Source organism: Clostridium sp. (assembly GCF_051650885.1).
Classification (GTDB): Bacteria; Bacillota; Clostridia; order Clostridiales; family Clostridiaceae; genus Clostridium.
In genome coordinates this window covers 1-11,822 of record NZ_JBOFRG010000302.1, presented here as the reverse complement: position 1 = coordinate 11,822, position 11,822 = coordinate 1, and the positions used below count along the sequence as shown (strand labels likewise).

Genomic DNA, 11,822 nt, shown 5'->3' with positions numbered 1-11,822 from the left:
TTGAATTAATTTTGATAATAAATAAATGGAATCTACCTTTTCAAGTTCCACTTTAAGCTCTACTTCAAAAGCTTCAATTAATCGTATGCAGAAGCGTTCTTCTTTTTCAAATTCTGATTCCATACCTTCAAAATTCATTTTTATAACAATATATCTGCTCCTTAATATTTTATCTAATTTATTTAAAGTTGTTGTTTTTCCATACTGTCTTGGTTTATTTATAACAAAATATTTTTCTTCTTGTACTAATTTTACAATTTGCTTTAACTTAGAATTTATATTAACCATATAATGCTTCTTTTCATTACAAATTCCAGTTGTATTAAAGCTTTTTTTTATTTGTACTTCATCAAAAAATTCTATATATCCCATTTATTCACTCCCTATAAGTATCTTATCTTTTATTTTAGCCTACTAGGGGTTCTTTATACAAATATCATTTTTAAAATTCAATATTATTTTTTTAAATTACTTCTTCTTTAAACTTTTCTAATCCGATTCTTTCAATAAAAAAGCCAAGCTTTTCTCCTGCTTCTGCATTTTCACTATAATATGCCATTATATTATCTACGACTTTCAATGCCTCTTCTTCGCTTATATCCTTAATTATGATATCTGCAACTCTTGGATTATATCCTGCCGAACCTCCTGCAACTACCATTAATCCAGTTTTATCCGCTATTATTCCAACATCCTTTGCATAAACACTTCCACAAGCATTTCTACAACCTGCAACTCCAATTTTAGTTCTACAAGGCATAGGCATCCATTGATATTTCTTAGAAAGTCTCATTCCTATACCAATAGTATTGTATTTTGACCTTTTACAAAAACCTGCTGGACACATTTCTACATTTTTCACAGTATTCTGACCTTTTACTGCAGGTTCCATTCCAAGCTCTTTCCAAATCTCTGGTAAGTCCTCACCTTTTAAATTTGTAATTAAAAGCCTTTGTCCTGATGTTATCTTTATAACACCATCATACTTTTTAGCTACATTCGTTATCTTCTCTAAATCTTCAATCTTAACAAACCCTCCTGGAATATGTGGAGTTATTCCAAAAGTTCTCCTTCCATCACGAACCTTCTGTAAATTCCCATGATGAGTTCCACTCACCATATTTGGTGCACCTAAACCTGTCTCCATCTCTATCTTTCCTTTCCATTTATCATCTATTTTAATTATAATTTCCTCATTTTATCCTTTTATTATACCATCACTACTTAAAATACATTGTAACTAAAGTTACAATATACAACTCTTCCCTCTTAACTTTTCCCTCTTAACTAAAAAAAGAATTACCTTCTTCAAAGTAATTCTTTTCACTCTTAAGATATCTTCTTTATCTCATACCCTTTATCTTCTAACATTTTTATTATGCTATCATCTCCAAAGTAATGAAGTGCACCTACAGCCACAACATAACTTTCTTTTTCCTTCATATAACCTTCTATTTTTTCTACCATTCCTTTGTTTCTATCTACTATAAGTGCTTTATATACTTCTTTATCTTCTTTCTGCATTTCTATAGCTTCATTCATAGTTTTTTCTTCACCATTTTTGTAAGCTTCCATAAGACCTTTGGCATAATCAACATCTTCTTTAACCATATCTTCAAAGGTACCTTCCACATATGTGTCTAAAGTTTCAATCAATGCCTCTATTCCCATTATTTTATTTAATAATTCTGTTTGAAATTCTAAAGTTTCTACTTGTGTTACTTTTTTACCATCCGCCTTATACTTTTCTATTAATTTATCATCAAAAGTTTCCATTGATAAATCTGCTTTTTTATAAATAGCTTCACTTATAAGCTGGTTCACACCAAATGCTTTAAACATTTTTACTTGATCATAATCTATTCCTGCATCCTTGCATAACATATACAACTTTTGAACCTTTACTATATCTAGCTCTGATTCTATACTTTTCCCCTGTGGTTGAAGCATATCCATTGCAGATGCCATTAATTCCTTTTCTGTTGGATTAATCTCAACTGATAACACATCAGTCTTTTTAATTATTTCGTTTACACCTTCAGAAAAATAATCATATTTTGTATCAATAGGATGCATTGTTCCTATTAAATAAATGCTTTTTCCATCCTTTGTAGCCTCCCATTGATACCCTTTTGCTATGGCTTTTTGTTCTTTAACCTCTTCCTTTTTTTCAGCACCACATCCAATAAATGCACCAAGTACAAATACTGTACTCATTGCAATGCTCACTACCCTTTTTACCCTTTTCATATTTGTTCCCCCTAAGAAATATTCTCTATTATATTTTCTATTTCTACATCGTACAAATATTCCCTTTTTCTTTCTTCAATTTTCTCTTTATTTATTTTTCTTATAGTATTTTGACCTATATTCAAGCTAGATTTTATCTTTCCTTTGTCTCCATCATTCTCATTTATTATCTTTTCACCTAGCTTTATGCTTCCACTACACTTAGGCATTCCATTTAAATACCCTATTACAATTTCCCCAATTTTATTTTCTACCTCTATTTCACCACTAGCATTTTCTAATATAATTCTTGTACTTCCTGTCTCTTGATTTGTCTTTATATCTTTTCCATTGGCTATAAATAAATCTATCGCTCCAACCTTAACACTTGCATCTAATTTATTTATTTCAATTAATTCTTTATTTAATATTCCTCCAACGCCAATACTAATATTTCCTTCATTAATTTGTACTTTATCTAAAATAACTACACCTATTCCCATTTTAATATCAATATCTTTATTAAAGCCTTTAGGTAACTCTATATTTATAACAGTTCCTAAATTGTCATTAACTAAGTTTGTAATATGACCCCATTCTACTCCTACAATATTCCATGTATCATTTATCTCTAATACCTTATTTTCAAACTTTGTCTCTAAAAATTTCTTCTCTCCCATTACGTTTACTACAATCTTATCCGTTTTACTTTCATTAAATGTAACTATTCCACTCTTCATTTTTATATTTATTTTATCTACATTCCCTTTTTCTTCATTCATTGAAAAAGCTATTTCTTTCCCCTGCTCTTTTTTTGTTCCTATTTCACTAACAGCTACATCATAATTTCTTTCACTATAATCCATCTTTCCAAATTTAACACTACACCCTGTTAAGCCTAGTATCATAGTAACTCCCAATATTACCCCTAATTTTTTTACCATATATTTCACCTCTAATTAAAATCAATTCCCTTTTCTAATGATTTTTTACCTATAATATAAAGTCCTATAGTCACTATTAAGCCAATTATTATATCTACTATCCCAACTCTAATTCCAATAATTTCTACATAATAATAATGTGGTAGAATTTTATGGATAACACCATTTACTATTTCACTAACTATCTCTATCCCAATAATTGCCCCTATAGTTACTAAAATGCTTAATCCATATCCTCTTGTATATCTCTTTACTCCTATAAATATACATATCATTTCCATATAAGTTGCTACCCCTAAGATATACATTACACCTACTGCTACCAATACAAATTCAACAAAATAAACTAAGGATAGAAAATCTTCATATGCTATATTTACTAATAAAACTTGTGAAAAGAATATTATAACTATCGGTACTGCAACTAATGCATATTCAATCACCTTTGCTATTATATATTCATGACTTTTTATTGGTGTTGAAAATAATAAGGCATTTTCTTTTGATAACCTTCTTGTGAATTTAAAGAATGATACTATTGGTATAATTATCAAGGCTATCATTACGAAGAAGAAGTTTAAAAATAAAACTATTCCATTTCCAACTAAACTTGTAGCTACCGCTAATAGTAATAGATAAATAAAAAATACTACTCCTCCCATAATTCTATTTTTCTTAAACCCATGTTTTAATATATTTATTATATTTTTCATACCCTTTTTACCCCTTAAATATTTCTTTGTAAGAACCTTCTATAGATGTTCCATACTTTTCTCTTATATTATCTGCATAATCACTTTCTACAACTTTCCCATCTTTTATAAATAAAACTTTATCTAAAAGTCTTTCAAGCTCCCCAACATAATGCGTAGTGATTATCATAGATGCACCCTCTATCATATTTTCAATTATTGCATTTACAATTTCATCACGAGATAAGATATCTACCCCTGAAATTGGTTCATCCAAAATATATAATTTAGCCCTTCTTCCAAAAACAAGGCTTAAAGAAACTTTTTCAAGCATACCTTTTGATAAACTTCTAAGCTTTTCATTACCCTCTATATTCATAAACTTTAAAAGCTTTCTAGTTCTCTCTTCATCAAAGTCTTCAAAAAAATCTTTATAAAATCTAATTGTATCTTCAATCTTCATCCAATCATAAAACTGATTACTTTCCCTTAAATAAGACACTATCTTTTTTGTTTCTTCAGATACATTTATCCCATTAACTAAAACTTCTCCTGAATCAGCTTTTAAAAGTCCACCTATTATATTTAAAAGAGTTGTTTTTCCATTTCCATTCGGTCCTAAAATTCCCAAAATAGTTCCTCTTTCTAAGTTAAATGAAATTCCCTTTAAAACTTTCTTTCTTCCAAAGCTTTTCTCAATATTTATAACCTCTAATATATTCTCCATTTTTTATATCTCCTCATAAAAATCATTATATGCTTTAATAATTTCTTCCCTTGTAAACCCTAATTCCTTCGTATCTTTAACAAACTTTTTTATAATCTCTTTAGACATATCCACTCTAACTTTACTTATAACTTCTTTATCATTTGTTACAAACTTCCCTATACCCCTCTTTGTATAAATAAGACTTTCCCCCTCAAGTTCTGCATACACTCTTTGTATTGTATTTGGATTAACTTTAAGCTCTGTTGCAAGCTCTCTTACTGATAACAATTTATAATCTTCGTCATATTCCTCTGAAACAATTTTCTTCTCTAAGAACTTCTTTATTTGAATATATATTGGCTCATTAGTGTTGAACTCTATCACTACTTCACCCCCTTGTATTACTGTACTACTTATATAATACACTCATTCACAATTTTGTTACAAGTTTAAATTTCCTTATTTTTCTATTTTATATCTAATTATCTCTACTTTTCTTTTATTTCCTTATTTTTACTAATTCTCTCTTTTTTCCAAAATAAAAAAAAATCAGTAAGACAAAATATCCTACTGATTTCTATTATTTACACTCTAAAACATACGCTGGTGGTATATTTCTCATTGTTTTTCTTGTTTGTATATTTTTAAAATACTTTTTAAATAAATCTATTTTAACTAATGAATATTGGAATGTTATAAATCTTCCACTATCACTTAATAAGTCTTCTGTCTCTTCTAAAATCTTTGTTGAAACTTCTTTTGGTAAAATTGTAAATGGCAGTCCTGATACTATATAAGAAACTTCTTCAACGTTATACATTTCTAAATATTTTCTTATATTCTCAGCTCCATCATTTATTATTTTTACATTTTCTTTGTGTCCATAAAGATTTACTATCTTATCATAGAATTCTTTATTTACTTCAAATATTAAAAGAAGCGTGTCCTCCTTTTTTCTAGCTATAAGCTTCTCTGTGAATACACCAGTTCCTGGACCATATTCCACCAAACATTTGCAATTTTCAAAATCAATTGTTTCTACCATTTTTTCTGCTAAGTATTTACTACTAGGTGCCACAGCCCCCACTGTTCCTGGCATCTTAAAAAATTCTTTAACAAATTTCATATTTTATTAACCCCTTTTCCATATTATGTCTCTATTATCTCATATAAACTCAATTTTTAAACTTATTATTTTCTTAATTTTTCTTAATTTTTCTTAATATTTCTTTAATGTATCATTTTTCTATTGAAAAAAAATGCTATAAGCACATTTTTGCTTATAGCTTTCTTTTATAATCCACAATCTATTTCATCTTCTGGAATATACACGTTACAATCAAATAATTCATTTGAAAAATCAGGAATTAAAAACTTAGTATACACTTCTTTAAGCTCTTCTTTTGTTTTTATTCCATTATCTCTCAATATTATTTTACCTTCTCTCACACAACCATCCATTAAAGCTTTAAATTCCTTTGCTTTTTCAGAATGTACTGTTTCACCATTTGAAAATAAAAATTCTCTTAAATCCACTAAAGCATCTCTAAATTTATTGTTTAACTCTTCTAATTTATTTATATCTTCTACTTTCATCATTTTTTCCTCCTTTAAGTATCCTATATATTGATGATACAAGATTAAAGATTAAAAATAAACCTTTAATTTGCCACACTTTTCTATTAATAGCCTAATCAGTATATTTTTTTGATATAATATTTAAAGTAACTATATATAACAAAGGAGAAAATAAATGAGTAAACCATTTTTTAAAGACTATAAAATTAATATCTATGATGTTGATTCAAGGCATTACTGCAAATTTTCAACATTAGCTAACTATCTATGGGATGTTGTTATAACACAGTCTGATGCTTTAGGTGAAACAACTGAAGGTTTTGTTATGGATAATTCATCAGTATGGGTGTTACTTAAGTATGATATAAATATTTATAAATATCCTAAATTTAATGATGTTGTTTCAGTTTCAACAGAAGTTATTGGAACTAAAAAATTCTATGGATATAGACACTATACAATAAAATCTTCTTCAGGTGAACTTTTAGGTGAAGCTAATTCAATTGCAATTTTAATTGACTTCAAAAGAAGAAGACCTATGAAAATAACACCTGAACAATTAGCTGTATATGGGTTAAAAGAAGAATTAGAAAATCCACCTGTTTTAGATGATTTAAAAGAAGTTGAAAATATTAATTTTTCAAATGAATTCCTTATGACTTACAGTGATACAGATTCTAACAACCATGTTAACAATGTAAGATATATGGAAATGGCAGTAAATACATTACCATCAGATATTATAAATAACTACGATATATCTAACATTAAAGTTTTATTTAAAAAAGAAACTAGTCATGGTCATACTGTTAATGTTTCTAGTGAAGTTATAAATACATCTGAAAATACTATAACTACACTTCATTCAATATCAGAAGAAAAACTTCTTACTAAGTTAGAAATCACTTGGACTAAAACCACAGATAAAACACTCTTCTAAAAAAAGATAGAATTAAATTTAAAAATTCTTAAATTTAATTCTATCTTTTATTTTTCACAAAAAAAAATTGAAATGCTATATTAAACATTTCAATTTTGTAAGGTTATTGAAACCTTAATCAATATGTTCTTTTCCTCTTTTAGCTTAAAATTAAATCATAGATTAACAAAGCTTAGGAGGAAACGAACATGAAAAATATATTATTAACTTCAAAAGAAATTTTAAAGGTGGTTTTTGCATATTACACAAATAGCGAAAAAAGCTTCTAACAACTAGCTTCTACAACTTCTTCTACTACATCATTTTTAGCAGTAGACTTTAGTTCTCTCATTGACTTATAGAAAAGTAATCCTGTTATTATTGCAGATAATCCGTCACTTATAGCACCTGCAAGCCATATTCCATTTAGTCCTATATACTGTGGTAATATAATCATCAATGGAATTAACAATATAACTTGTCTTAAAAGACTTAAGAACATAGATATCTTAGCTTTTCCTACTGATTGGAAGTAATTTGAACTAATAATTTGGAATCCTATAACTGGTATTACCGCTAAATATATTCTTATTCCATTTTTAGATATTTCTAAAAGTTCCTTATCATTATTAAATATTTTTATTAAAAACTCTGGTGCAAACTGAACTACCATCCAGCCTAATGTAACAATTACAGTCGCCGCAACAACTCCATAAAAAACAGTTTCTTTAACTCTCTTATATTTTTTAGCACCATAATTATATCCTATTATTGGCTGTGAACCTTGATTAAGACCAAATATAGGCATCAAGAAAATCATCCCTATACTCTGTACAATAGTCATAGCACCAATTGCTAAATCCCCACCATAATGCTTTAATGAGTTGTTTGCTATAACTTGTACAATGCAAGCTGCAAGTTGCATACTACAAGGACTTATTCCAATGGAAAATATACTTAAAACTACTTTTCTCTCTAATTTAAAGTTTTGTCTTTTTAACTTTATATTACTCTTTTTACCTACAAAATAATATAATATCCACACTGTGGTTACTATTTGAGACATTACAGTTGCAATAGCAGCTCCTCTAACACCTAAATTCAATCCAAAAATTAATATAGGATCTAATATAATATTTATAATTGCTCCTATAAGCATTGACATCATTGCTATTTTAGGACTTCCATCACTTCTTATTGAGTGATTTAATCCAAAGCTCATCATATTTACAATAGTTCCTATAAATATAATTTGCATATATTGTTTAGCATAAATTTCAGTTTCTACCCCTGCACCAAATGCCTTTAATATAGGATCCATAAATATTAATCCACCAACCGTAAGTATTACACTGAATATTATTATTAATACAAATGCATTCCCTAAATGTTTTTCAGCCGTCTTATTATCATGCTTTCCTAAAAATAAGGATATTCTTGCCGCTGTTCCTACCCCAACTAACATACCAAATGCCAAAATAATTGTCATAATTGGCATTGTTATTCCAACACCTGTTATTGCAAGCTTCCCTATATCAGGAATATTACCAATATACATCCTATCAATTATATTATATAAAGTATTTACAAGCATTCCTACAATAGCAGGAATAGAAAAACTAAGTAAAAGTTTTTTTACGCTTTCTTTTCCTAATCGATTCTCTTCCATTCTTTTCATCCCCCTTTTTTAACCTATCCTTTTATTTTAACAAATTATTAATATTTTTTCTAATTTTTGAACATAAAAAAAGGACTACTAAATTTTTAGTAGTCCTAACATATCTTATTTAACACTATTTCTTTCGATTATGCTATATGGTAATACAAAGTTTGCTTCATCAAGCTCTTGCTTGTTTAGAAGCTTTATAAGCATTCTCATTGCAACTGATCCCATATCATAGCTTGGTTGTGCTACAGTAGTTAATTTAGGATAGAACATTTCTCCAACATAGTTGTTATTAAATCCTAATACACTTACTTCTTCTGGTACTGATATACCACTATCTCTAAGTCCATTTATAACACCCATTGCAAGTTCATCAGTTGCACATACAACTGCATCTAATTTCTTTCCTGATTGAATGAACTTTTCTGCTGCTGTTATTCCTGATTTTGACTTTAAATTAGCTAAGTAAATTAAGTCTTCATCAATATCTATTCCTGCTTCTTTTAAAGCTTTTTCATATCCTATGTATCTATCATTCCATGCATTTCTTTCATCTTTTTCTGCTCCAACGAAAGCTATGTTTTTAAATCTCTTATCTAGTAAGTATTTAGTTCCTTCGTAACCAGCCATAACATTGTCTATAGTTACACTTGGTAATTTTTTTTCTTTATCTTCTGTTTCAACTAAAATAGTTGTTATGTCTAATTCATTTATTAAATCAAGTATTTCATCTTGAAGTGAACTACTCATATAAATAACACCATCAACCATTTTTTCTTTTAAAACTCTTAAGTATTCCTTTTCTTTTTCAATATCAAAATCTGAGTTTCCAAGTATTATATTATAATCATAGATATTTGAAACATCTTCTGCTCCTCTTACAATCTCAGGATAAAACTGACTTGATATATCTGGTATAAGAATTCCTATTGTTTTTGTTCTTTGTGTTTTTAAACTTCTTGCAACTATATTAGGTCTATACCCTAATTTTTTTATAGCATCTAGTACTTTCTTTTTTGTATCTTCGTTTACAACGTCAATATCATTTAATACTCTTGATACTGTCGCGATTGAAACTCCTGCTTCTCTTGCAACGTCTTTTATAGATGTAGCCATATTCATTCCTCCCATTTACTTATTAATTTATTAATTATACTTATCATAAACCTTTAATTCAAGCTTTAAACTTAAACTTTATCTATTTAATAGTTTTTTTATAATAAATTACATTTATTTTTAATTTATGTTGTATTTTTATGAAAACATTATCTTAATTTTATTATATATTGAAATTTTTGTAAATCATAGCCTTTTTACAAAAAAAATTAGAGGTCTTACATTTAAGACCTCTAAAACATATCTATTTTACAACTTTAACATTCATTTTTAATGTTTCACCATTTATAGTTACTTCTGTATATTCAGATTCTTCTCCATAAATAACTTTTTTAGTTAAAGTTTCTTTCATGATTGTGTCTTGGAACTTCTTAACTACATTTAATAACATATCATTTTCTGCAACAAATAATTCAATATTATCTGCAACTTCAAATCCTTTTTCTTTTCTCATGTTTTGGATTTTTGAAATCATTTCTCTTACATGACCTTCTTCTTTTAACTCTTCAGTTATGTGAGTGTCAAGAACAACTCCTGTATCTCCTTCACCTGCAAATGCAAATCCTTCAAGTCCTTGCATTGTTACAAGTAAGCTTTGAGCATTTAATTCAATAGAAGTTCCATCAACGTTTATAACTTCAACTTCACCATTTTGAATTTTTTGTGCTAATTCCATTTGATTTCTAGAAGCGATTTCTTTTCTTATTCCTGGAATTAACTTTCCGTATGCTCTTCCAAGTACAGGTAAGTTAGGCTTAATTTCAAAATTAACATATTTAGAAAGGTCTGCACCAAACTCTATTTCTTTGATGTTTAATTCGTTAGCAATTATATCTCCATAGTATTCTGGTAGAGAAGTTGTAGATACTAGTATCTTAGAAAGTGGCTGTCTGTTTTTAACATTAGCTCCATTTCTAGCACTTCTTCCTAATTTAACTATTGTATAAGCTAAATCCATTTGCTTTTCTAAATCTTTATCAATTTCTTTTTCATTAGCTTGTGGCCATGGACATATGTGAATACTTTCAGTTGCATTCTTATCCATATTAACTACTAAGTTTTGATAAATTTCTTCTGTTATGAATGGAACAAATGGTGCTGCAACCTTTGATAAAGTTACAAGAACTTTATTTAATGTTACATAAGCTCCAATCTTATCATCAGTTAATTCTGATGACCAGAATCTTGATCTGTTTCTTCTTACATACCAGTTTGATAATTCATCAGTAAACTCTTCTATAGCTAATGCTGAATTTGTAATTGAGTAGTTATCTAATCCATCTTCTACTGTTTTTATTAATGTATTTAATTTTGATAAAATCCATTTATCCATTACATTTTCTGATACGAAATCAGCATAATCATTTGGATTGAATTTATCTAAATCTGCATATAAAACATAGAATGAATATACGTTCCATAAAGTTCCTAAGAATTTTCTTCCTGCTTCTGCAACATCATCAATTGAGAATCTTGTTGGAAGCCATGGAGCACTTGCAGTGTAGAAATGCCATCTTGTAGCATCTGCACCTTGAGTATCTAAAACATCAAATGGGTCAACAACGTTACCTTTTGATTTACTCATTTTTAATCCTTTTTTATCAAGCACGTGCCCTAAAACTATACAGTTTTCAAATGGGTTTCTATCAAATATTGCAGTTGAAATTGCAAGTAATGTATAGAACCATCCTCTTGTTTGGTCAACAGCTTCTGATATAAATTGTGCTGGGAAGTTTTCATCAAATAATTCTTTATTTTCAAATGGATAGTGAAGTTGTGCAAATGGCATTGAACCTGAATCAAACCAACAGTCAATAACTTCATGAGTTCTAGTCATTTCTTTTCCACATTTTTCACAGTTTAAATGTACTTTATCTATGAAAGGTTTATGAAGTTCTATATCATCTGGTACATTTTGACCTTTAGCTTTAAGCTCTTCAATACTTCCTATACATTCTCTGTGACCACA

At 28.3% G+C, this 11,822-nt stretch carries 12 protein-coding genes and 1 pseudogene; 1 reads left to right on the top strand and 12 read right to left on the bottom strand.

Annotated features, from left to right (window positions below; genetic code table 11):
• The 9 genes and pseudogenes from ACRC28_RS14560 to ACRC28_RS14520 all read right to left on the bottom strand — a co-directional run.
• A pseudogene (locus ACRC28_RS14560) lies at nt 1-372 on the bottom strand (AAA family ATPase); the annotation flags it as partial.
• Nucleotides 373-463: 91 nt separating this feature from the next.
• Nucleotides 464-1,147 carry an NAD(P)/FAD-dependent oxidoreductase gene (locus tag ACRC28_RS14555; RefSeq protein ID WP_438544171.1) on the bottom strand — a complete coding sequence of 228 codons (684 nt, stop codon included), beginning with the start codon at nt 1,145-1,147 and terminating at the stop codon, nt 464-466.
• Between the two features lie 182 nt (nt 1,148-1,329).
• Entirely contained in the window at nt 1,330-2,250 is a 921-nt protein-coding gene (locus ACRC28_RS14550) for a TraB/GumN family protein (protein ID WP_438544170.1), read from the bottom strand.
• An 11-nt stretch (nt 2,251-2,261) separates the two neighbouring features.
• Entirely contained in the window at nt 2,262-3,173 is a 912-nt protein-coding gene (locus ACRC28_RS14545; protein ID WP_438544169.1) for a hypothetical protein, read from the bottom strand.
• 11 nt (nt 3,174-3,184) lie between these two features.
• Entirely contained in the window at nt 3,185-3,886 is a 702-nt protein-coding gene (locus ACRC28_RS14540) for a hypothetical protein (protein ID WP_438544168.1), read from the bottom strand.
• 7 nt (nt 3,887-3,893) lie between these two features.
• Nucleotides 3,894-4,592 carry an ABC transporter ATP-binding protein gene (locus ACRC28_RS14535; protein ID WP_438544167.1) on the bottom strand — a complete coding sequence of 233 codons (699 nt, stop codon included), beginning with the start codon at nt 4,590-4,592 and terminating at the stop codon, nt 3,894-3,896.
• Between the two features lie 3 nt (nt 4,593-4,595).
• A complete protein-coding gene (locus ACRC28_RS14530; RefSeq protein WP_438544166.1) occupies nt 4,596-4,958 on the bottom strand; it encodes a GntR family transcriptional regulator in 363 nt (120 codons plus the stop codon).
• Nucleotides 4,959-5,154: 196 nt separating this feature from the next.
• Entirely contained in the window at nt 5,155-5,700 is a 546-nt protein-coding gene (locus ACRC28_RS14525) for a class I SAM-dependent methyltransferase (protein ID WP_438544165.1), read from the bottom strand.
• A gap of 167 nt (nt 5,701-5,867) precedes the next feature.
• The gene (locus tag ACRC28_RS14520) at nt 5,868-6,173 is read right to left on the bottom strand and encodes a hypothetical protein (protein ID WP_438544164.1); all 306 of its coding nucleotides are present in this window, start codon (nt 6,171-6,173) and stop codon (nt 5,868-5,870) included.
• Nucleotides 6,174-6,327: 154 nt separating this feature from the next.
• Between ACRC28_RS14520 and ACRC28_RS14515 the strand changes: the two genes are divergently transcribed.
• Nucleotides 6,328-7,092, top strand: coding sequence for an acyl-[acyl-carrier-protein] thioesterase (locus ACRC28_RS14515; RefSeq protein WP_438544163.1), 765 nt, complete (start codon nt 6,328-6,330; stop codon nt 7,090-7,092).
• A 265-nt stretch (nt 7,093-7,357) separates the two neighbouring features.
• Here the strand turns inward: ACRC28_RS14515 and ACRC28_RS14510 are convergent, their stop codons facing one another.
• From ACRC28_RS14510 to ACRC28_RS14500, 3 genes are all read right to left on the bottom strand, one after another.
• Complete coding sequence (locus ACRC28_RS14510; protein ID WP_438544162.1) at nt 7,358-8,740, bottom strand: MATE family efflux transporter; 1,383 nt, start codon at nt 8,738-8,740, stop codon at nt 7,358-7,360.
• Between the two features lie 114 nt (nt 8,741-8,854).
• Nucleotides 8,855-9,853 (bottom strand): LacI family DNA-binding transcriptional regulator, encoded by a 999-nt coding sequence (locus tag ACRC28_RS14505; protein WP_438544161.1) that lies wholly within the window; start codon nt 9,851-9,853, stop codon nt 8,855-8,857.
• Nucleotides 9,854-10,097: 244 nt separating this feature from the next.
• Nucleotides 10,098-11,822: DUF5915 domain-containing protein (locus tag ACRC28_RS14500; protein WP_438544160.1), on the bottom strand; the 1,725-nt coding region annotated here is incomplete at its 5' end.